Annotated in this window: 17 protein-coding genes and 1 pseudogene; 12 read left to right on the top strand and 6 right to left on the bottom strand. The window is 57.0% G+C overall.

What is annotated here, in order from left to right; all coding sequences use genetic code 11:
- The first annotated feature begins 117 nt into the window (after nt 1–117).
- The 3 genes from H5P28_RS17045 to H5P28_RS17035 all read left to right on the top strand — a co-directional run bounded on the left by H5P28_RS17045 (nt 118) and on the right by H5P28_RS17035 (nt 4,131).
- Entirely contained in the window at nt 118–1,842 is a 1,725-nt protein-coding gene (locus H5P28_RS17045) for a TolB-like translocation protein (protein ID WP_185676896.1), read from the top strand.
- A 139-nt stretch (nt 1,843–1,981) separates the two neighbouring features.
- Entirely contained in the window at nt 1,982–2,665 is a 684-nt protein-coding gene (locus H5P28_RS17040; protein WP_221773468.1) for a rhamnogalacturonan acetylesterase, read from the top strand.
- 116 nt (nt 2,666–2,781) lie between these two features.
- Nucleotides 2,782–4,131 (top strand): MFS transporter, encoded by a 1,350-nt coding sequence (locus tag H5P28_RS17035; protein WP_221773467.1) that lies wholly within the window; start codon nt 2,782–2,784, stop codon nt 4,129–4,131.
- Nucleotides 4,132–4,184: 53 nt separating this feature from the next.
- Here the strand turns inward: H5P28_RS17035 and H5P28_RS17030 are convergent, their stop codons facing one another.
- The 3 genes from H5P28_RS17030 to H5P28_RS17020 form a co-directional block, all read right to left on the bottom strand.
- Nucleotides 4,185–5,909, bottom strand: a complete 1,725-nt coding sequence (locus H5P28_RS17030) for a sodium:solute symporter family transporter (RefSeq protein ID WP_185676894.1) — start codon at nt 5,907–5,909, stop codon at nt 4,185–4,187.
- Nucleotides 5,910–6,129: 220 nt separating this feature from the next.
- On the bottom strand, nt 6,130–6,846 hold the full coding sequence (locus H5P28_RS17025) for a hypothetical protein (protein ID WP_185676893.1): 717 nt from the start codon (nt 6,844–6,846) through the stop codon (nt 6,130–6,132).
- Between the two features lie 68 nt (nt 6,847–6,914).
- Nucleotides 6,915–7,550, bottom strand: coding sequence for a hypothetical protein (locus H5P28_RS17020; RefSeq protein WP_185676892.1), 636 nt, complete (start codon nt 7,548–7,550; stop codon nt 6,915–6,917).
- A 154-nt stretch (nt 7,551–7,704) separates the two neighbouring features.
- Here H5P28_RS17020 and H5P28_RS17015 point away from each other — a divergent pair, with 154 nt between their 5' ends.
- The 9 genes and pseudogenes from H5P28_RS17015 (at nt 7,705) to H5P28_RS16980 (ending at nt 21,098) form a co-directional block, all read left to right on the top strand.
- Nucleotides 7,705–8,622 (top strand): helix-turn-helix transcriptional regulator, encoded by a 918-nt coding sequence (locus H5P28_RS17015; protein ID WP_185676891.1) that lies wholly within the window; start codon nt 7,705–7,707, stop codon nt 8,620–8,622.
- 8 nt (nt 8,623–8,630) lie between these two features.
- Nucleotides 8,631–10,010, top strand: a complete 1,380-nt coding sequence (locus H5P28_RS17010; RefSeq protein WP_185676890.1) for a family 20 glycosylhydrolase — start codon at nt 8,631–8,633, stop codon at nt 10,008–10,010.
- Between the two features lie 139 nt (nt 10,011–10,149).
- Nucleotides 10,150–10,782, top strand: a complete 633-nt coding sequence (locus H5P28_RS17005; RefSeq protein WP_425504484.1) for a type II secretion system protein — start codon at nt 10,150–10,152, stop codon at nt 10,780–10,782.
- Nucleotides 10,783–10,842: 60 nt separating this feature from the next.
- Nucleotides 10,843–13,215, top strand: a complete 2,373-nt coding sequence (locus H5P28_RS17000) for a heparinase II/III domain-containing protein (RefSeq protein ID WP_185676888.1) — start codon at nt 10,843–10,845, stop codon at nt 13,213–13,215.
- Nucleotides 13,216–13,222: 7 nt separating this feature from the next.
- On the top strand, nt 13,223–16,570 hold the full coding sequence (locus H5P28_RS16995; protein ID WP_185676887.1) for a hypothetical protein: 3,348 nt from the start codon (nt 13,223–13,225) through the stop codon (nt 16,568–16,570).
- A 27-nt stretch (nt 16,571–16,597) separates the two neighbouring features.
- The gene (locus H5P28_RS16990; RefSeq protein WP_185676886.1) at nt 16,598–17,335 is read left to right on the top strand and encodes a hypothetical protein; all 738 of its coding nucleotides are present in this window, start codon (nt 16,598–16,600) and stop codon (nt 17,333–17,335) included.
- 541 nt (nt 17,336–17,876) lie between these two features.
- Nucleotides 17,877–19,268 (top strand): tyrosine-type recombinase/integrase, encoded by a 1,392-nt coding sequence (locus H5P28_RS16985; RefSeq protein WP_185676885.1) that lies wholly within the window; start codon nt 17,877–17,879, stop codon nt 19,266–19,268.
- Nucleotides 19,269–19,745: 477 nt separating this feature from the next.
- Nucleotides 19,746–19,850: pseudogene (locus tag H5P28_RS20160) on the top strand (IS1595 family transposase); the annotation flags it as partial.
- 354 nt (nt 19,851–20,204) lie between these two features.
- Nucleotides 20,205–21,098 (top strand): primase-helicase family protein, encoded by an 894-nt coding sequence (locus H5P28_RS16980; protein ID WP_425504486.1) that lies wholly within the window; start codon nt 20,205–20,207, stop codon nt 21,096–21,098.
- A 96-nt stretch (nt 21,099–21,194) separates the two neighbouring features.
- Here the strand turns inward: H5P28_RS16980 and H5P28_RS16975 are convergent, their stop codons facing one another.
- From H5P28_RS16975 to H5P28_RS16965, 3 genes are read right to left on the bottom strand one after another with little or no spacing between them, the layout of a single operon-like run.
- Complete coding sequence (locus H5P28_RS16975; protein WP_185676883.1) at nt 21,195–21,746, bottom strand: hypothetical protein; 552 nt, start codon at nt 21,744–21,746, stop codon at nt 21,195–21,197.
- 32 nt (nt 21,747–21,778) lie between these two features.
- The gene (locus H5P28_RS16970) at nt 21,779–22,273 is read right to left on the bottom strand and encodes a paraquat-inducible protein A (RefSeq protein ID WP_185676882.1); all 495 of its coding nucleotides are present in this window, start codon (nt 22,271–22,273) and stop codon (nt 21,779–21,781) included.
- Between the two features lies 1 nt (nt 22,274).
- Nucleotides 22,275–23,009 carry a hypothetical protein gene (locus H5P28_RS16965; RefSeq protein WP_185676881.1) on the bottom strand — a complete coding sequence of 245 codons (735 nt, stop codon included), beginning with the start codon at nt 23,007–23,009 and terminating at the stop codon, nt 22,275–22,277.
- Nucleotides 23,010–23,167: the final 158 nt, after the last annotated feature.

Here is a 23,167-nt window from a genome sequence, read left to right as displayed (position 1 = left end):
AATGTAAAAAACTTTTTATTAATGAATCTTGTTGGTAGCATATGCAAAAGCAGTTCGTTCGCATTGGTGTTGGCGGCCTGTGCGAACCCTCTTTGGGCAGCGGATGGCATTACATCTGTGTCTGGCGATAAAGACCTGTGGCCCTCGCGCATCGACGAGACGACTGGCCGCCGTGTCTACCAGTTGACGGATCGCCCGGGTCATAATACGAGCTTTTATTACCTGTTCAAGAACGAGGGCGAGGTCGATGGGGTGCCCTATCTGGCCTACCGGAATCAGACTCCTCTGGGGCTGACGTACTACTCGATTAACCTTGAGACGGGCGAGGAAGTCGAACTGACGCCCCGGGGACTGGTGGGAGGCATTGCGGATGTCGTCGGCGAGTATTTGTACTGCCTGGAGAAAGCAAAGCGCTCGGACCGTTCCTATTCATACATCATCCGCTCAAACCTGAAAACGGGAGAGCAGGAGCGGTTGGTCGATCTGGATACGTCGTACATTTACAGCGCGAACCTCACCGTCAGCCCGGACGGAGCCAAGATACTTTTTATGCGTCCGTCCAAGGGGAATAAGGCGGAAATCGAGCTGCTGTGCGGGCTTGTCGCCGATGGCAGCTCCCAGGTAATTGCCCAGGGCAAGATGAGCCACATTATGTTCGGGCCGGTCGATCCGGACTTGTATATGTACATCGACCAGAACTATGGCCGCGACTGGCGTCGGGTCGGGATCGGATGGGTTGACCTGGAAAATGGCGTGGTGGAAAACGCCAGCCTCGACGTCGGCGGCGATTTCTTCGACCGGACAAGCAAACAACTGGTGCAGTCCCACCTACACTGGGATGCGGATGGCTATCCGGTTATCACCGCAGTCGATACTTCGAGCCCCTACATCGATGAGTATAACATCATCATCGAGCCGGACAAGGACCACCCGGGTAAAATACTCGGCCACCGGAAGGCACAGATCAAGATGGGGCAGTTTCAGACTCACTTTAATCCCGGCCCGACGGCCGAGGAATGGGTCGGAGACGGCATGTCCGCCGATTGGTGGCATCGGCCCGGTTTTGGTAAGCCTTATATCCACAAGGTGATCTACGACTACGATACCGAGACAATGGAGCAGATCCCGCTGGCTGACCAACTCGGTACTTACTGGAAATCCGGCACCTACGAGGCAAACGCCCGCTACATCCCGGGTAAGGAACTGGTCGTGTGGAGTTCGTTTCGCACCCTGGATGGCGATACTCCGGATTTTCTCACCCCTGAGCAGGTTAAGACGGGCTCCTGGGAGGAGAGCTCCGAGCCAAAGCTTTACGCCTCGGGAAATGATGTCATGCAGAACGTGTTCGCCGTTTCCTTCTATGGCGAAGACAATACCGGCTGGGACTTTGTTACCAGTGCAGAAGGGTGGACTGCCGGGGACGGTCTGACCCTGGAGTGGACGGACGGAGGAGCCGATGACGCGGCCGTCACCGGGACGGTTACCCGCCTGAATGCAGCGATCTTGAGCCCCGAGGGAATTGGCCTGGCCTGCGCCGATTTTGACAAGCTCTTGGTCCGCCTGAGCAACCAGGGGGCGGCCAGGCAGTGCAAGGTTTACTACACGACGGAGCAAAGCCCTGGGTTCAGTGAGGACAAGTCCGCCGTTGTGGACTTGTCGGCACCCGACGGAGAATTTCACAGCTACTTTGCCGACCTGGCTTCCACGCCGGGTTGGGTGGGGACGCTGCGGCAGCTCAAGGTGAAACCCTTGGCTGATGCCGACTCGGGGGTGTTCACCATCCCTGTGATTCGTCTGGTTGACACAACCGCAGGGAAGGGGGCTGCCGGCGCTACGGAATGACCATTGGCGGTGCAGGCGGGGGCGTTCATGCTCGTTCCCTGTTTGCTGCTACAGCGCTTTGGGGGAAGCTCCAAAATTCAAAAAGAGGGAAAAGTTTATGGGGAAAATGTTTTTATTCGTATCCGTTTTTGGATACGCGGTGGCTGCTTCTGCCTTTGGCGGAAGCCCTGGTTATGGTCCGTTGACAATCGGGATTATCGGAGACTCGACGGTTTGCGACTATCCGGAGGAGAACCCGCTGCGAGGGTGGGGGCAAATGCTTCCAGACTACCTTGCCGAAGACGTTATCGTCATCAACGAGGCGAAGCCCGGATGCAGCACGAAAACTTTCCCGCCTGAGCGTTGGCAAAAGCTACTAGCCGCGCGCCCGGATTTCGTGCTGATCCAGTTCGGGCATAATGATTCCCATGCCAAAGGCCGTCCCGAGTCCACGGACGCGGATAGCGATTTCAAGGATTACCTTCGGCGCTTCATCCGGGAAGCTCGTCAGGCGGGTATCGCGCCCATCTTGGTCACGCCGCCTCATCGGCGACTGTTCAAGAATGGGCAAGTGACCCATGAACTACTGCCCTACGCCAAGGCGATGAAGGCGGTGGCAGACGAGGAGGGCGTTCCGCTTGTCGATCTGCAAGCCATGAGCGGAGACGAGTTCCAGTCGCTGGGCGAAGACGGGAGCGCCTTCTATAACGTTCATGGCAAGGGGGCGGACGACCGCACGCATTTCAGCGAGGCGGGTGCCCGGCGTCTGGCCATGATGGTTTCGACGAATCTGGCAACCATCGATCCATCCTTGGAATCCGTTGTGGTGATAAGCGAGCCCTGAGCCTTAAGTCGTTGTTCGCAAAGAAGATTTCGCATCTCCCGTTTGACGCGTACCCCTTGGCAAATATGAACTCTCCCGCCGCTTCGCCCGGCCGTCGAATCTGGACGGCTGGAACCTTGACCTACACCCTGGCCGGAGTTGTTTCTCTGTTCCTTTGGCTATTGGCGGGTGACTTTGCGTGGATGATGAAGGAGCGGGCCATTACGCCGGTTGCCCAGATCATGCTGCGCTCGTTTGAGTCGCCCGACTGGCTGGTTGGACTGCTGGTCGGGTCGATCCCCGCTGGCATTGGCATGATTCTCGGGCCAGTGGTGAGTGTCTGTTCCGACCGCCATCGTGGGCGTTGGGGGCGCCGTATCCCATACCTGTTTATTCCGACGCCTTTTGTGGCGCTGGCGATGTTCGGCCTGGCGGTGACACCGGCTCTGGGGGAGTGGTTGCATCAGGCGCTGGGAGAGCACTCACCCGGTCTGATGGGGACGCGTATCCTGGTATTTACGTTCTTTTGGACTGCGTTTGAAATCGGCAGCATCATCGTGAATACGCTTTTTATCGCGCTCATTAATGACGTGGTGCCCAAGCAAGTCATCGGACGTTTTTTCGCTCTGTTTCGGGCGGTGAGCCTGATCGCAGGTATCTTGTTCAATTTCTTCCTGATGGGCAAGGCGCAGGCCCACACCATTGAGATTTTCGGCGTGCTGGGGTTGTTTTACGGGATCGGTTTTACTCTAATGTGCCTGAAGGTGAAAGAGGGCGAATACCCGCCGCCCGAGCCCGTGGAACGTGTGAGTCGAAAGGGAAAGCGACTGGAGCCATTGGTGCGCTACCTGCGCGAATGCTTCACCCACCGCTATTATCTGTGTTTCTTTCTGGCTTTTACGCTGGGCATGATTGCGAACGCGCCCGTTAACGCATTCAGCATTTTCCACGCGCGCAGTGTCGGGATGAGCGACGATCTCTACGGTAAATGCCTGGCGCTCTCCTACGTCATTTCTCTCATCCTGACTTATCCTCTGGGGTCTCTCGCCGACCGGTTCCACCCGATCCGTGTCGGGCTGTGGGCCACGATCATTTATGCCGGGGTAACGCTGGCCGGTTTTGTGCTGCCGAATGAAGGGAATGTTTTCTTTGTGACATTTCTACTCCACACGGTGATCTCCGGTATTTACCTGACCGGGACGGCCTCGCTGGCCCCACGTTTGCTGCCCCAGGCGAAATTCGCGCAATTTGCCTCGGCGGCCTCACTGGTGACAGCCGGATGCGTAATGGTTCTGCCACCAATGCTAGGCACATTCATCCAGGTTATGGGCCATCAATACCGCTATGCCTTTTTGTTGGGCTTTCTCATTTCCGCTGGCAGTGCGGGAGCTTATGTGCTTTTGCTTCGGGGGTTTTACAGGCATGGCGGGGATGCCAACTATGAACCGCCGATACCTGAAGCTGAGAATGAGGGACTTAACAGGTGATTCGGCCAAGCAAAATAGCAATCGCCCGATTCTCAGTTAACCATCTGTATCTGTTATTGCTTGGGGGAAACCCGGCTGAAGGCCAACAGAAGCGCCCCGGTCGCCATGATGCTACCCGCCAGGGCAGCGATTTGCCAGCGGGCAGCCGCACTGTTCGGCATGAACAGGAACAGCAGGATGAGCGATCCGAGGATCAAGCTGGTGCCTCCGAGCATACGATACTGGAAGCGGTCATTGGACTCGCCGATTTCCTTGGCAAAGTCCACGGGGGTGTGCATCTTGACGTAGAAGTTTTTGACCTTGTCGCGATAGGCGGCCTTGGCGCGCTTCCACAGGGGAAGGCTTAGCACACATCCCACCGCACTGAAGATGTAGATCCACAACAGGCGGTCCTGGATCGGCCACTCCTGGCCGTAGGCCGAGCTGGCCACGACGAAGTAGACAGACGGGATCAGGGCCAGAGCGATGATCAGGTAATATGCCCCCCAGTGCAGGTGCTTGATCCAAAGCGCGAGGAGAACCGGCATCCCCAATGGAAGACCGATAACGGCCGCAATCATAAGGTAGGCGTCGAAGAGCGAGAGCTGCTTCTGGTAGGTGAGCATGAGTCCGATCGCAATAATGTAGAGCCCCAGCACCACGGTCAGAATACGGCACAAGAGCAAGCCCTTGGCATCGGACAGGGGAGGGAGGTTGATCCACTGGCGAATTCGGGGGATGATGTTGTTCACGATGACGCCGGTGGTGTTATTGAGTCCGGTATCCATGCTGCTCATGGTCGCTGCCAGCATGGATGCGAGCATGAGGCCCATAAGGCCGTTGGGCAGGAGCTGCTGGGCGAGGTAAGCATAGCTGGCGGTGGCCGGTTCCTTGATGTTCAGGGCCATGATCTCTGGCTCGTAGAGAAAGCGTGCCACCATGGGCGGAACAAACCATACGACTGTTCCGATCAACATCAGCACGGCGGCCCAGGCGGCGGCCCATTTGGCATGCTTGCCGTCCTTGACGGAAAGGAAGCGGCCGGCTGTCCCCAGATTTATGTATCCTTGAAGCTGGAGGACGAAGATCACGATGACCCACTTCCAGGTAAACTTGTTGTCTGCGAACTGCCCCGGATCTTTGATTAATTTAAAGTCCTGTTGGAAGCGGGGGTCGTGAAAATAGCCGAGGAACTCTGAGATACCGCCGATTTTTTGCATGGCCAGGTAGAACATCAGTACCGTCACGGCGAAGAGGATCAGCCCCTGTATAAAGTCCGTTGCCATCACTGCCCAGCGCCCCCCGGTCATCGAGTAGAACAGCACAATGAACCCGAGAATGATGACGACCCAGGCGGTCGGAATTTCAAGAATAGCACTGGTAAAAACGGCCAGGGCGTAGAGTTGGGTGGCTGCGCCGACGGGCTGAATGATCAGCGAAATATAGGCGCTGATCTGCTCGACACCGACATTAAAACGCTCACGCATGATGTCAGCCCAAGTCGTCGCGCGGGTCTGCCGGAACCACGGACCAATCCATATGCAGAGAACCAGCCCCACGATATTGGCGAGATAGATAACCAGAAATGTCGGGCCCGAGCTGAACGCAGCCGAGGCGTTCCCCGTAAAGGTAAAGGCGCTGATCCCGGCCATGAAGATACTTGACCCGACCATCCACCATGTTCCCTGCGCGCCGCCCCGGGCAAAGTCGCTGATATTTCTGTTGAGGCGGGAAAACATCCCTCCGATAATCATCAGGACGAGCAGGTATGCTCCCAGCGTGATGTATTCAATTTTCATGACGTGCGTATGAATCGGCAAAGCGGAACCAAAAGGGCCGCCCGCATCGTTGGATAACGGACGGCCCTCGGATTGCCTTTAACTCTCAGTTGGGGCTTTTTTTCAGCCCCTGGCCCCGGCTCTATTGCTGTGCTTAAACGGGTTAAACGTGGCGTGTGCTTCCACTTCCCCGCTGTTGCCGGGTGCTTTTATTATTTCTGCGAAAACTCGTCTTCGGCACTCACACGGCCTTCTTTGATGAGCGGGCGGAGAACCGGCGACGCAATGCCAGGGCGGCCAGGATGAAGATGCCGCCACACAGTGCCGTGGTTGCCGGTTCGGGGACAGCGGTTACCTCCACATTCAGGTCGGCGAGGTAGTAACCGCCGGCAGAGGTGTAGCCGCTTCCGCTTGTACCGGCATTGATCAAAATGGCCCCGGTCGTGCTGCCGTCCTCCACGATAAAGCTTCCGCTGACCGTGGTCCACGTCGTGTTGTCATCCTGGAAGTCAAAGGTCTTCACTACATTGTCCTGAAAATAGGCGGATCCTACAGAAGCGACGCTACCGGGAGCATACAGTACGGTCCAGTTATTCGGATTGATGGCATTGTTGGTATCGTTGGCCAGGATCTTGAAGCTGTAGGTCACCAGTGATGAGGTGCTGCTGTCGAAGCCGCTGAAGTCCAGATTCAGGAGATAGAAACCAAAGTTGGTGTTCTGTGTATTAACGGTGCGAACGTAATAGGCGGTTTCGCCGGATATGGTGACGATGGAGTGATCGGAGGAGCCACTCTCGCCGCGGATGACCAGTGTGTTCTCGGTGTTGCCGTAGGTACCGGTGCCGCTGTACGCCGTGCCCGATGTGTAGTCCCAACTGGCAACATCGGTGGCCAAGTTTCCGGGAGTCGTAAAGGTGTAGCCGTAGTTGCGCGCTGTCTGTGCGTGTGCGCTGCCCAAGCTTAAGCCTGCCAGTGACAACAGCATTGCGAGTTTCAGGATTTTCATAATGCGGTGTGGTCGGTGTGTTATTCGTTTGTTTTGAGTGAGAAAGATTCCAGGCGGACGGCTTTGCCGGTGGCCTTGCCGTAGCCGACTTGGATTTGAATGCAGTCGGGGCGGCCCGGTGAAATAAACTTGAGATGATCAAGCTTGAGGGGGGCGCCCTGCTCGGGGGTGAAGCTCACGCTGACCTCTCCCTTATCCGTCCAGGTGATGGCAAAGTCACGGGCCCGGTTGTACCAGCTCTTGCCGTCCGAGAACTCGGTCTTGCCGGTGCCGCTGACAATCTCTCCGGTGGTATTGCCGATGAGTTTAATGACCAGCAGCGTGCGCTTGCCGGAGAGAAGGGTGAAGATCGCATGCTGGTTCTGCGTGCCCGACGTTCCCGCCCGGAAGCTCAGCGTGCCGTTATCGACCGGAGCAAAGGAACAAGAAAAGGTGGGGGTGCCGGCGGCGTCATTTCGACTCCCGTTACTGCTATCGTCGATGTCTTCGATGACCAGAGCGCTGTGATCGCCGATGACATTTCCGGGAGGGGCTGCCACGCGCACGGCTTCCGGAAGTCTGGCGGCGTCGGACTCGGGAGTCCATTGGGTCAGCCAGCTCTCAGCCGTCTGGCTGCCCTGGGTAAAGTCCCACTCCAGAATGGTTTCCGCTTTCACAAGGATAGGAGTGAGGAGTAGGACTGAGGTGAGAAATTTCAATAAAATCGTTGACATTATGCTTCTTGTAAAAGTTTAATCTAATCGATCGTCAACATAAAAACCGGAACTTTTAATTTTTTCGATGGAATCGCCTGTAAAAGATCTACCACCGATGACAGACGCTAAGTCTATTCCCCAGCCCTCCTGGTTGCCCCAAGTCGGTGATCTGGCCGATCACTACCACGGGCACGTCTGGGGTAACGGTGTCATGCCGAATAACTACCTGTTCTTCTACCGCACGAAGAGCAAGGAGATGATTCCTGCCGGTGTCAGCCACACCCTGCACCGACGCTACGAGCTTGTTATTAATTACACGGGCAAGGCCTGTGTATGCAGCGGTGATAGAGTCTACCGTTTCCATCCGGGGATGGCCATTCTCATGGAGCCGGGAAATTTCCACCGCTACTTCGGCTTCCCGCATAAAGAGTTCTCGTGGCTGTTTTTCACGTTTGAGCTGCTGGTTGATCTGAACCTCGGGAGTGCCCTTAATCAGCCGGTACGACTGGAGGATGCCGACATGGAGATGGTTGCCGACGCGACGCGGGTTTACCTGAGTGGCCAGTCGGAATCCAATATCTTTGAGACCGCTCTGCGCATGGGGCGCCTCGCCCAGGCAATGGGAAAACGCGATGTCGTTGCCGAAGCCGACGATGTCTCCGCCGAAGACCTCGACACTTGCCAGACCCTGAGGCGGATCACGCACTTTGTGGATGAGAATATGTCGCAGGCGTTGCGCATTGACGATATCGCTGAGTACCTGGGCGTCTCTGAGAGCAACCTGCGCAAGACTTTTCGTGAGAGCTATGGGGTGAGCCTCGGCAGCTACCTGCGCTACTCCCGCCTGACGCGGGGGGTGCAGCTCATGCACCGCAGCGACATCTCGGTCTCCGACATCGCCAAGCTCAGCGGCTTCGAGTCCATCTACTCCTTCAGCCAGTCCTTCAGCCGGGCAATCGGCATGTCCCCCTCGGCCTATCGCAGCCACCTGGAGCAGGGCCGTCCCCCGCTGCGCATCACACTGACCTCCTGACATTTTTTATGACTGATCTATTCCATTCCGACGCACCCGCTGTTCCGTTTCGTGGGGTTCATCTTGACCTGAAGGGGCTGGTCCCCACCTTTTCCAGACTCCTGGAGCTGCTGGAAGTCTTTCACGAACTTCGGTTCCAGGCCGTGCTGGTCGAGTGGGAGGACTGCTTCCCCTGGCGCTGCAATGAGCGCCTGCGTGCCCCGCACGCCTACACAACGGAACAGGTTGCCCGTTTTGCCCGGCGGTGCGAGGAGTTGGAGTTAGAGATCATCCCGTTGGTTCAGGCTCTCGGGCACTCCGAGAATGTCCTGCGCCTGCCCGAGTATGAAGCGCTGCGTGAAGTACCGAACCGCACGGATGTCTTTCACCCGCTCAATCCGCAGTCGCCCGAACTGGTTGCGGCCATGGTGCAGGATGTGATCGAGCTGCTGCCTCAGGTTAAACGCTTCCACCTTGGGGGTGACGAAGTTTACACCCTGGGCAAGCATCCGGCCAGCGAGGCCTTTGTCCAGGAACAGGGCATCGCGGCGCTCTATCTGCGCCAACTTGAGCCCAGCCTGAAAATGCTGGAATCCCGTGATGTGCGTCCGCTGCTGTGGCACGACGAAATTGTCCAGTGGGCACCCGACCAGATTTCTGCTATCGCTGACCGGGTTGACCTGGTGGTGTGGGGCTACACCGGGGACCCCCGCGACAATGCCACCTATCACTATCGTTTGCCGCACGTCGAGAAGCTGCATGCGCTGGGTTGCCGCTTGTGGGCTGCGACCGCTTACAAAGGGGCGGACGGACCCGCTGCGAATTTGCCTCTGACGCGTGATCGTGCCCAGGCGACTCAGGGATGGGCGGAACTGACCCCGCGTTTTCAGCTCCAAGGAGTATTTGCGACCGCATGGAGCCGTTATGCCAGCGGCCGGATTCAGGTATCTCCCGTGGACGGTGCCCTTGATTCGCTCGTGAACACGGCCCTGATTTTATACAATGGTTGCGCGCCGGCCGAGGGGCTGGATGCGTGCCTGAGCCTTCTCGACGGCATCGGCGAGGGGGAAGCGTTCCGTCAGATCCGTGAGATTCTCCAGCGTCTGACTTATCATGCCGATCGCGGCTGGGGCTGGGTCCGGCAGCTTGAGGAGCAGATCGTTAACCTCGAACTGGAGCCGGATCGTGCCAGCAGCGGTATCGAGGAGACGATTTTAGACCTTTTTGATGGAGATATCCGTGCCTGTGAACTGGCCGGCAAAGATCTGGAAAACTTTCTACAGGACAAAGTCGTCTCCCCGCTTCCGCATTACTACCAGGCTTGTCACCTGGAGCCATTGAAGATGGCGAGGGAACGGCTTTTAAATCATAATATTCTCAATTCGTGTGCGGCCTTAGCCGCCTCCTGATGCCTGTTGGCATCCAAGTTGCTTTATAGATCTAAACTCGGGACAGACGGGAATTAAGAGTACATAAGTCAATTTTTTGACCGATATTAGTAAAGTTAGGCATGTCTCGCAAAAATCGGAATATATAAATAAATTAAGTATGTTTAATTTTTGTAGTAAGCCCAAGGCCTTATCCAAAGGATTCACCTTGATTGAACTGCTGGCGGTTGTCGTAATCATCGGTATACTGGCAGCCATCCTTATCCCGGTCTCAGGGATGATCCGGCATAAGGCAAACCAGAGTATCTGCGCATCCAATATGCGCCAACTGGGCACGGCCAGTAAACTTTACACCAATGAGCATGGCGGGAAGCTGATTTCCACCCCGTACATCCAAAGCGGTTACTGGTTTCAGCAGCTTTACCACTACCTGGACGTGAAACAGAGGGCTTCCGGCACCTCCAAAGTCTTTACCTGCCCGGAGGACGAAGAAGCCATCAAAGAACTCGCAAGTGGTAACTCCGAGTGGGCCCGGCTCTCCTATCTGCTGTTAAAGGAGAATCAGGAGTGGAGCCGGATCAATGAAATCGACGACCCGGCGCGTTCGCCGGCATTTATCGACGCGGACCAACCCGCAACCAATGATTACAAAAGCGAGGCCAGGTTTATCTCCAAGGTGAAGGGAGCCGACGGGTGGCGACACGGCGCCGGCGTTAACGTATGCTACTGGGACGGCAGCGTCCGCTACATCGAAAACCCCACTTACGCGGAGGTCTTTTACCTCAATGAATGAATGTATCTCTCGGTCAGGAGCCTGAGCTCGGCCTGAAAACAACCCCAACTATTCAGTGTTATGAATTTGATCACAAGAGTCAGTCTCCTGTGCCTGCTGCCGCTGTACACCTATGCGAACCCGGCCTGGGACGGAGCCGCGTGGAGTACGGCATCTCCCGGGGAGGCCCAGGTACCGGAGCTGGAAGCGGCGACGGCTGCGGCACGGGCTTCCAGCGATGGACAGCTTTACGAGCAGGCTGCTTCCAGCGCAGAGTTTGTCAGCTACGGGCGGCCACCGATTGAGTGGACAGCCTGGCGGATGGCCCATCTTTATCGGCTGAGCGGAGAGGTTGCGGATGCCGAAAAGGCTGCGGCCATTCTTGGGGGCCTCGCCTCCCGGCAGACTCCTGTTCCCCCGGCTCCGATTCATACGGAGGGCCAGTGGATTCCCTATCCGGCGGTGATTGCCTACGCGCTGGTCAAGGATGCCCCGGTCTGGCCCGTGAAAAACGCCGATGGCGAGATTTTAGCCATCCGCGATGACGTGGAGGACTGGCTCTGGGATTATGCCGATTCCTTTGCAGAGATCTTGCAGCGGCCCGGGCAGGTGACGAACTACACGCCCTACGGACTTCGGCACGCGGCCTCGCTGGCTCTCGTGCTCAATGATGCCAGCCTCATGCAACTGTGCCTGGAGGTAGCTGACAGGCTCGCCTACAGCCCGGAATTCTGGCACGCGGATCTCATGTGGCAGGAGGGGTCCGTCTCCTATGGCACACAAGTCACCGGTAACTTGAAAGCGCTCCTGCCGATGCTCCGCGCGGGGGGTGACGCCGGTCTGATCGAAGATCCGGATAACGAGTTGGACCGTCTCAGCGAAAGACTTCAGCGCATTAACGAAGTGTTGGCCGACTTTTCCATGCCCAGTGGCCATCCGATCACCGTGAATGACACCCACTGGACTGTTCCGGTGGATGCCTACCCACGCGCTCCCAAGGTGATCGTTTTTCCTGACTTTGGGCACTTCGCGGTGCCGGGACCGGATATGGAGACGCATCTGTCCGTTCCCACGCTCACCGGGGGAGGGCGCTATGGCGGCGGACATTATCACGATAGTCGTTTGAGCCTGCAACTATGGGCTCACGGAGAGGAATTACTTCCCGACGCGGGTTATCCCTTCCGGCCTGCCAACAACCGCTATTTTCACATGTCTCCCTACGCCCACAACACCTCGATCGTGGTCGCGGATAATGCCAGCTATGGTAAGGGGCCTCACGGCGTTTGGGGAGGGCAGTGGGCCAGGAGCGCTATTCTCGGCTTTGACGATGGGACCTCTTCCTCTGGGTTGATCACTTACGTGGCCGCCGCCTCACCCGGTCCCGAAGCCGAGCAGGCAACACTCTGCGAACGCGCCCTCATACAGGTCGCGACCGGGCAGTGGACTGGGTACGTGGTGGACGCCTTCTGGCTTCAGGGCGGAACGCTCCACCGCTCATTTCTGCGGCAGAGCGAAGACGAGCCGGTCGATCAGGAAGTCAGCGTCCCGCTGACCCCGAGCGGTAAGGATAACCTGGCGGAAGTTCTAAAGGATCAGGGAAAGGGCAGCTCATGGACGGAGATGCTGGGCAATCCGAAGCGTGTGCAGAGCGATAAGAGTTTTAACATCACCTGGACCGGCGAAGACAGTCAAGTCGCGCTCGATTTGTACCTGGCACCGCAGCCGGGCTCAACCAGTTGGCTCAGCCAGATGCCGCGCCTGCGCCCGACCAACCAGGACGCTTCGAAAAAGAACGATTTCCCGGGCTGGCATCTGATGCGCCAGCGCGCAGTGAGCCCGGAGCAGGTTACGCTCTGGGGAGCGCTTTATGAGCCGGTCGATGCCGGTCAGTCTTCACTAATCCAGCACGTGGAGTGGAAACGCACGGACGATGGGGCCGGGATACTCGTACGGGTAACGTTGCCCAACCGTATCGACACCTGGATACTGGGGCTGCCGGGGGCGGATGTCACCATCGATGGCTACCACCTGAGCGGACGCGCCGCCGGGGTTTCCCAGTCAGGGGGAAGCATTCTCTGGACTTGGGCTGCTGCCGGAAGCCAGTTGACCAAGGGCGGAGTCCTCTTGGCTGGCGGCGAGTCTGCATCGGCCTTTGGCGTGCAGAGCCTTACCGCCGGAGCGGAGGGACAGTGGCTGTTGACCGTTGACGGAAAGATGCCGCAGCCCCCGGAGGGGTGGGCCGCCCTGCGTTTCTCAGACGGGAGCGCGCACGCCGTGCGACTCACAGGCACGGAACCCCCGGAGGCGCAGACCACGACGTTTGTGCTCACCGCTGATCCGGGGATGGCGATCGACGCGCAGGGCATGCAACGCACTGCTTTTCCGCTTTTGAGTATTCCGGGGGAGACAACGCTTGTCCCCCTCGGCGGCACGTTCACCGCAAACCCACATTGAGGTCATGATGTCAAAACACATACAACAGCACTTGCGCCAGCGCTCTTCCGCTGCGGCGGCGGAGATGTTCGGGACGCGCCGCATTCCCTTGCGGCGGCAGCGTGGAGGTTTCGCGCTGATCATTGCTATCCTCTTGATGGGATTGTGTGTGTTGCTGGTGACATCCCTCTCGACGATGGTGCGGGTGGAGACCGCTACCTCTGCCGTGAGCCGCTACCAGCAGGAAGCCCGCGCCAACGCCTTGTTCGCTTTGCGGGTCGGGTTGGGGCAGCTTCAGCAGGCGGCCGGTCCTGATCAACGCGTGACGGCGCGGGCCGATATTGTGGGCTCGTTGCTTTCCTCACAGGCGAACTCGGCTGACATGGTCTTCGCTACGCCCGGGAATCCCTATTACACCCTGGTGTGGGATGTGAGCGGCTCCGAGCATGCCGATCCCGGAGCAGTGCCGGGACATAATTTCGACAAGCTCCCCGCCGTCCTCGTCAGCGGTAACGAGCTTTATGTCCACGATCTGACCGGCACCGGAGACTATCCCGGGGGCTATATCACCGAGGAGACGGAACTCGACGATGAAAATTCAGTGGTGCTTGTGGGGGCGCTCAGCGATGCCCCGGACGACCCGGTGCGCGCGCAGTGGGTCACGCTTGATGAGGGGGACTATGCCGGGCGCTATGCCTGGTGGGTGGGCGATGAGAATATCAAGGCACGTATCAACCTGAGCGAACAGCAGATCGGCGGCGGCGATGATTGGCGCAGTCAGGCGGCGTTTAAGGCCCAGGCCACCGACGAGGACTTCGAGGGGCTTGATCAGGCCAGGCTCGCCCGCGTTTTGTCGGCTACCGCTTTGCCTTTGGCCGATAGCAACCAGACCATCAGCGATGCAACGGCTCGCGACCACTTTCACGATTTCACCTATCAGTCACGAAGCGTGCTGGTGGATGTAAAAAACGGTGGTCTGAAAAAAGATCTCACCTACGGACTGGACGAGGGGAACTCCGCCCCTTCAGGTATCAGTGATTCCACCTTCATCGTCAGCCCGACGTTGGGCGGTGCCGCCGCGCTCGACGTAAATAATCCGGTCAATCGTAATTACGCGCAGTGGGGAGTCTTGCGGGATTTTTATAACCTGCGCTCTCCCAACGGAAGCATGACTGCCCGGCCGGACCGCCCTTCGGGGAGTCCCTACCAGATGGGGGTCCACCCGGTCATCAGCTATTATCAACTCGGTATCTATGCGGATGTTTCTGCCGGGGCCGTGCGGTTGTACTATATGCCGGTCGTCCAGGTTTGGAATCCCTATGCCTTTGCGCTGTCATGCCCGTCGATGACGGTGGTCTCCAAGCTCAATAACGGTCAGAACGGCATCCGTATTGATGCTACCATAACGGGTAAGGACAATGTGTCCGACACCGGAACGCTCTATCTCGGAGCGACGAACTTTACCCTCCCGGCCACGCTGATCCCCGCCGGCCAGAGCGTAACCTTTAGCGCGCCGGACGGCTACCCGCAGATGTCCACCACCACCGCCTGGGGCAATACCAGCACGCCCAACACGCTGGAAGTGGGCTACCGGCAGGGGGCTGCTTTTATCTGTCCGAATGTGAACGACTACAGTATCAGGACCGAGGGCGAAATCATCCCGCCTGAGCCCGCCGATACGAGCACCGGCGCAAACTCGGTCGCATACACGATCAGCTTTAAGATCAACAGCACCACCAACCCCTATTACGATATCTTTCTCGCAGGAGACGGTCAGGACGATTACCAGGCGATCATACGCGCTTCCAATGTTGGGCCGGTTACCGGTGTGCAGACCTATGACCTGCCCGGAGCCGTGTATCCGGATCCCAAATACATTTTTGTCGCGGGATTACCTTTCGCGGGCGGCCAGTTACCCAACTCCGCCAACATCGCCTGGGCCGGTCTCTTTAACCCGCGGGCCTTTACCCCCAATTACGATTACTTCGATCAGGCCTATGGGATGGGCTATGATAACCAGGCTGTTTTTCGGGGCGGATTTCTCGCCGACAGCGAGGCCGAGAGCTACCAGATTCAACTGCCCGGCAGTGCCAACGGCTATGTCGGGACTACCACCAGTGCGGGCGGAGCCACCGAGGCTATCCTCTACGACCTGCCTCACGGACCGCTCTTTTCTCTCGCCCAACTGAGTCAGGCGAACATCACGGCCCCGGTCAAGCTGCCCAGAAACACCGAGACCTGGAACGCGGCCGGAGACGGTCACGCGCCCGCCTATGCGATCGGTTCATCCTACGCCAACCCGTATATCCGGAATTTAGGCGACACCCTCTACTTCAGCCAACCCTCTGGCACAACCCGTTTTGACCAGTACATCTGGGATTTCTCCTACCTGCTTAACGATGTGCTCTTTGACCGGTACTTCTTCTCCACGATTCCGCAGAGCGGCGCCGATACCGATCCGCTTAATCCGCTGCTGGCAGTCGATGCGGATGCTCTGGCCGGTGATCTTCGCAACTATGACCGGGCGGCGGAGGGCCTCCAACTCGTCGGCGGGTTTAATGTAAACTCTACTTCGGTCGATGCCTGGGCGGCCTTTCTCGCGGGCTTGCGCGGGGTCGATTTTGACGGGGAAAGCGGGGAGGGTAGTCTCTACACCCGGCTGGATACCGCCGTGGGCTCGGCGCTCGACACCGGCGACCTCGGGGCGGATGAGAGCGGATCGGTCAAAGGCTACCGCCGGATCAGTGACGATCAGATCCGAGACCTGGCCGAGCGCATCGTCGATCAGGTACGCCTGCGCGGGCCGTTCCCCTCCATGAGTGCCTTTGTTAATCGCGTGCTCGACACCGACAGCCTTTATCATCGCGGCGGGCTTTCCTCCCGCGCGCCTGACCCGTATTCAGTTTATCATGACAGCGCGTACACGCTTGGGACCATGGTGCAGTTGCGCGGAGCACTGGCTGCGGCGCTCGAGCTTTCGCAGGTTAACGAACCTTTTTACGCCGATGCCAGCCTGCTGGTCGATGCCAGCGACCTTGTCTCGACCGACTTTGACAAGAACAAGGGCTTTCTCGCGCCGGTCGGACTGAACCTCCCCGGCTATCTTTCCCAGGTCGATGTGCTATCCGCGCTTGGCTCGGCGATGACGGTGCGCTCCGACACCTTTGTCATTCGCGTGGCCGGACAGAGTGAAGACCGCTATGGAAAGGTCATGGGGACTGCTTACGCCGAGGCTGTCGTGCAGCGCACCACCGACTATGTGGACGACTCGCAAAGCCCCGATACCGAGCCGAGCTCCCTCAGCGCGGTAAATGAAGCGTTCGGGCGTCGCTTCGAGATCGTGAGCTTCCGTTGGCTGAACCCCAGCGAAATTTAATCTCTCAATCCTCAACACCAAAACATCATGCGAAACCTATGCAGGCTTATCTCTCTTTTGCTGTTGCCCTCGACCCTGACGGTGGCGGTATCTGCCGCTGCTGAACCCCTCACGTCGGCCAAGGCCAGCTTTGTGGCGATGCTGTGGAATCAGTCGTCGTCGGCGGCGTTGCCTGAGAAGGGCCTGCCGGTTGACCTGTATTACAAAAATGGTTCGGACTACGTGCCGCTCAAGTACAGAGTCTGCCAACTGGGGGAGCCCCAAGGCTATAACGGCCCCAACCCCATGCCGATCTATCGCAAGATGTCGGCACTGGACGGGCAGCCGCAGTACCGGCCCATTATGGACTGCCAAATTCCGCAGGCTAGCCAGCAGTTTATCATTTTTATCGTCGCTGAGCAGGGTGGTTTGAGATCGATTGCGGTCGATGCCTCTCCCCAGCATATCCCGGACGGGGATGTGATGCTCATTAATCTGACATCTCGTCAGATGGCAGCGGAGCTGCGTGGCTCACAGCAGATGCTGCAGCCTTCCCAGTCGATGATCTTCAAAATCCCCAAAAGCGATACGCCAAACTTGCCCGTCAAGATCGCCACCTGGGATAGCGGTGCCTGGAAAATGATTTACAGCACATCGACACGTATCGCTGATGATCGTCCCTACATCGGCATATTGTATCTAAATGAAGGTCGTCGTGAAAACTACCGCCTGCGCTTTTTTCGCAACCTTAATCTCCTGAGAAACACTTCTACTCAAGAAAGCTGAATGAGGCCGGGCGGGCATCTTCGCTTGTCTTAACGGAGTCAACAACGGTGACCGTGTCCACATAAACTGGTCCGCTTGCGTCGTTCGTCTGGGAAGGACTCAGGGTATGAAAGGCAAGCGATACAGTACAGAAAAATCCGGATATTACGGGCTACCGATGCGGGCAAACCCATCCTTGATGTCTGCGGGAGGCAGGGCTCAGCGAGCAGACTTTCTATCGTTGGAAGCGCGAGCTCGGGATGCTTGAGATCAATCAGGCCAAGCAACTCAAGGAGCTGCAAAAGAAATCGCACCCGATCCCTTCGAAACCAACCTCCAAGGCATGGACTACACTCGGGCTTGTTCGCTTAAATTTCGTAAGCTGCTCAAACACAGCGTAACGTGTTGAAAAGTAATGGTGGGCGCTGCAGGGCTCGAACCTGAGACCTACTGGGTGTAAAACGTTAATATTTAAAGCGTAACTTTTTGTTCTACTTTAGCTTATATTGGTCTCAATAGTAATGCAATTGGCAGTTGTCCAAATAGTTGACCAGTATGAATTATGTCCCGGCCCAAGAGAGTTGAGCGTTTTCAGGTCAAAGCGTACACTAACGATAGCGGCACCACATCTTGGAAAGTGTCTGGTTACTGGCCCGATGGGAAGCGAGAACGGAAGAATTTCCGCTACAAAGCCGATGCTGTCGAACACAGAGCACGCATAGAAACCGAGGCTGAGGGGGCTGCCATCAACTATCAACTCCAACGCACTGCTTTATCCCGTGAGCAGTTGGCAGATGCAGAGAGTGCTATCAACTTAGGATCGGGGACGTCAGTGGCTGAGATTGTAGCCCACTACCGAAAGCTGGAAACCATAGTCCACGACAAAACAGGATTATCTTTGGACGGGGCTGTTCATTTCCTCATCCAACACTATAAGCCTGAGCTCGAAGATATTGCCATCGGGGCTGCGATTGAACGCTTTCTGAAAAGCAAAGAGGGACATCGTAAGAGGACCCACGCCTACTACACGACAGGCCTGAAACTCCTCCAGCGTATGGATCCGAATACGCTGGTGCATCAGATCGGACTGAAAGTCATTGAGCCACTGCTGTCCAAGTACAAGAATAACAACACGCAGCGAACCTACAGGCGCAGCCTAAGCACCTTCTTCAACTGGTGTGTTCGTCATCACTATGCGGTTGAAAACCCGTGTGCCAGGCTCGACCAGTTGCCAGCCGACAACTCCCAGGTTTCAATCCTGTCCCTCGATGAAACTAAGCGCCTGCTCCGCGCGTCCATGATCTACAGTGATGGAGCCATGGCCCCGGCCATTGCACTTGGGCTCTTTGCGGGATTACGTCCCAGTGAGATCGACGACCTGGAGACCAAAAACATTAAGGACGAATACATCGTTGTCACAGGGGGAAAATTACGTCGTCAGATGAACAGGCGGGTTCCCAAGCCAGAGATACTTTCCGCCTGGCTGAAAAAGTTTCCATTTACAGGTCAGCCCAAGGGCGCAGCATATAAGATGAAGATTCTCAAGGTAGCCACTCAAGCCGAGCATTGGGTGCAGGACATTATCCGGCACACCTCGATTAGTTTTCAACTGGAGCGTGACAAGGATGACGCCTATACGGCGTTCAACAATGGCACATCCAGAACGATGATCGAGCGCCATTACCGCGACGTCATCGATGATCCCAAGTCCGTCGATGCCTACTGGGAAATTTCTCCTGAATCGCTGAAAACCATCAAAGTCCATCTTCCAATGGGACAGGGCCTCAACAACTGGCCCTCCGACCATGACCTTAAGGTGCTGGTCTGGGAAAAGCCCTTATCGCGCCTGGCCGATGATTTCGGGGTGTCAGACCAGGCTATCCGCAAACGCTGCCTCAAGCGCGGGATAGAGCTGCCAAAGAATGGGCACTGGCAGCGAGAAAGGAGAAAGTAATGTTTTCTCTTGTATGCCCCCCTGAGCGTCAGAGCCGAATCTCTGCTTTAACCGTATTGTCCCCTCTGTCCCCTGTCCCCCGATGATTTTAGCTTCGTTTACTTCTCCCCTCTCTCCCTTGTCATTCGTATGTCTGCTGTTTTTTTCTAAATGATGTGTTGTGAGGGGACAAGGGGACAAAAGCCATTAATCCCTTTATTCATCATGGTTATCGGATGTCCCCTGCTGAAAAATATCAGGGGACAATCAAGGGACAGAGGGGACATGAGCTAAAAAATAAAGGGGCTGACCTAGTGTCCCGTTAGCTTAGTTCCTGATAAAAATATTTTCACCGCAGAGGCGCAAAGACGCAGAGCGAACTCTGTATCCACGAAGTTTTCTGTGCTTCTTGTGCCTTTTTGTGGCCATTAACATTTGTTAAGAACTTAGCTAACACGACACTAGCTAAGGACGTAAAACCTTCTTAGTTTATCAGCAATGTATGAAAGAAAAAGCAGGCTCAGCTCTTACAAGCAGCAGCGATTGATTGAGCACTTTGTGGCCGATGAGATCGTCGATGTCCACAGCGGGACTGCCCGCACGCGCAGAGGTTTCGACCTCAAGTATGCCAGTGACCGCCCGGTCGTCCGTAACGGGGACAAGGTTTCGACCGAGTCCCCGAGCACCTATACAATCGAACGTTGCCCAGAAGTGGCTGGCAGGGAGTATGCCCCGGCTGAAGCACGCCCGGTCTTCGTGCACGAGAACGGGGAGCGTCTACTGAATCAGTATCGGCCCGTCCAGTATCCCAAGGACGCGCTTCCCGACAGGGTCGATCTCGCCCGTGAACTGCTTGTCGGACACATCAACCATCTGTTTTCAGATGAGCAAGAGGCTGCGCTCCTGCTGGATTATCTCGCGTGGTGCGTCCAGAACCCCGGCCAGCTTAGGCCCTGGATGATAATCCTGTACGGGGTCCAGGGCGACGGAAAGAGCTGGTTCCGTGAGCTGATGGAGGCGGCACTCGGGGAGCCCAATGTCGGCGTCCTCCAGTCCAGCAACCTTGAAGACAAGTTCGCCTCCCCCGCCTACGGGAAGTGCCTGACCTTTGTCGAGGAGCTGAAACTGGACAACGTCCGCAAGTACGACACGCTGGAACGGTTGAAGAGCCTGATCGGCAACCGTCGTATCAGCCTGCGCGAAATGCGTAAAGCCCCCCGCGAGGCCCGCGCTACCGCGAACTACCTAGCGGCCACCAACCACTCCGACAGCCTGCCGGTCTCGGATAACGAACGTCGCTTCTGCGTCCTGACCAGCCAGTGGGTAAACCACAAGGACGAACTGCGGGCATGGGTGCTGGAGAACCCGGATTATTATCCCAGGCTCTACCGGATGGTTCGCGAAGAGCCAGCGGCCTTCCGCGCAGCCCTCATGGGACACTTGGTGAGCGATAGCTTCCTGGAGACCTACGAAGCTCCCAGAACCCGTGGAACGATCCGCATGATTGAGGAAGCAATACCCGCCGGGGCCGTTGAGTTGCAGAATTGGATCAGTGAGTGGGAAGGGCCGTGGATCAACGACCGCATTGTGTACCTCCAGGCTCTGAAGGAAAAACATGGGATCGAGTCGGACCCACACACCCGACATACCGCTGCCCAGCTTGCTTCGCTGCCCAACGACAAAAAGCTCGGGACCTACTTAAAACTGCTCGGCTACACCGTATCAGAAAAGCGCTCTGTTCGGCTGAGCGGAGGCGAGAAGCGCAACATCACGATCTACCTTAAACCCGGCGTGGACGTAGAGGAAACCTTCGAGGCCATCAAAAACGGCCAATCCCCACAAAGGGTTTAAAGCAGATCCCCGCATATTCCAACGAGCTCAGCTAATTTCGGGCTCGTTTTTTTATCCCCCAAAATACCACAACCCACGATACGATCCGCGACGAACTCACCTCGTCGGCCTGTACTGCTCCCCATCGAACCTATAGACCCTCTCTGACTGCGGCACAGTGCCATCGGCCCTGACGGAATGACCTTCCTCGTTGACAAACTCCAGCGTGCCGTCCGAGTCAAAGTCGCAGAAGTAATAGACCTCACCCCCACCGCGTATGGGGGGAAGCTCACGCATCTGGCCATCTTCGAGCAGGAAAATACGCATGACCCACTCGGGGGCACCTGTGACTGGAAACTCCCGCTCGCGTTCCATAACGACCAGCGCTGGAACTGCCGGTGAGGTGATAGCATCCCACGGCTTTAACGGGGATAAGTGGGACATCCATTCATACTGCAACTCCAGACAGGTGCTTTCCTTCAGCACATCAGCGTAGCGTGGACGGATGGTGTGGATAGTCTTCCCGCCCTGAGTGATTTCGAAGGAAGTGATGTAGCGATCGTCGTCATAAGTGGGGTCGATTCCCAATGTGTCATCGGCATGCAACGGTGTATTCATGGCCCAGCACGCGAGTGCGATGCCCAGTGATGTCAGGAGCTGTACGATCATGTTCTGTTCGGTCAGGGTTAATGAAGGGAAGCCTAATGCGTCAGGGGCTTGATCTGGATAGACGCGACGATGCTCAGGATGACGGAGAGCAGAAAAAATCCGATGCCCCATTCGATATGAATGCGTGTACCGCCGGGGAAGGATTGAAAGGCCAGGACGAGCATGCCCATGACAATCACATCCAGCATGGAGAACTTCCCCAGCGTCCCGGCAAACTTGAGCGACTGCGTAGCCGGAAGCCCATGCTCCAGTCGATAGACAGCGCTGTAAAATACGCAGAGCTTCCAGACAGGGAATAGCACTGAGAACCCCAGCAGAAGACTGGCCAGAAAGAGATCCCCGGAGAGGGCCAGGTGACAGATGCCCGAGAGGATGGACTTGCTCTCGGGCTCACCGACCGGGAGGTAATTCTCCACGCCCCAAAAGCCGGGCTTCATTCTCAGGCACGGCAAAACAAGCCCCAGTCCAAGCGTAACCGCGCTCAAAAGGAGTAGCCTGCGGATACCGGCCAGCTTACGTCGTCTCATCTCAGCGGGCATACTTCTGCTTGAGGTAATCGGTCAGGAGTTCGGTGGGGACGATTTCGAGGCTCAGGCTTGAGACCTCGCTCACCCCGTCCATGCGCTGCCCGGTGTAGGCGTTACTGCCAGTGTGGAGTTCATCCAGGGCCAGCGTATAGGCACCCGCGACTTCGTCTGTCGTCAGGTCCTTATCAAGCACCTTGATGGTCAGGCTTGCCCCGTCTGTTGCCAATAGCCTCGCGGCCTGAATCATTTCCTCGGGCGATACCGTGCCCGCTCCGCTTGTCGCAAAGCCGAGTATCTCGCCCGAGTACCTCAGCCCGATCTCGGACCATTGGGCCAGCAGGGTATCATGGCGTACATCGCTCTTAAAAATGCGCTCATTGCCGTGCCCGGTATAGAGTTCGTAAGCGATATCCGGGGCACTCCCATCCAGGTCCCAGCCTCCCGGACGGGAGAACAGGTTGACCTCGCTGATCCAGACGTAATAGGTTGCCCCTGATTTCAAGGGCTGCCCGGCGATGAAGCCGGTTTCCTCATCGTGGTTGTCTCCCCACAGACCGGCAAAGAGCGCAATCCCCAGCACAACCAGCAGCGGAATATACCAGCCACTCTCCCTGAAGCGTTTAAGCCGTTCGTGTTCCCAAAGCCCAGCGAGCTTGTTCCAAGTACCTGACTCTACCGGGTTCGGAGCTTCGGGCTCTGACGATGGATCGTGTTCTTGAAGAGGTGGCGTGTTCATGGATTGTCGCAGGGGAAGCAATGCCCCTGCCGGTACGGCAGAACCACTATCGGCAAGGCATGGCTCTCGATGACTCCCTCCAGGCGCTGGAGGTATTTCTGGTGGGACGGTTTCTCAATGATGAGGATGATCGCGGCACGCCTGCCAGTCTGGGCCGC

This window comes from Ruficoccus amylovorans (assembly GCF_014230085.1).
GTDB classification, from domain to species: Bacteria; Verrucomicrobiota; Verrucomicrobiia; order Opitutales; family Cerasicoccaceae; genus Ruficoccus; species Ruficoccus amylovorans.
The sequence above is the reverse complement of the archived record's forward strand: the minus strand, read 5'-3'. Positions and strand labels throughout refer to the sequence as shown.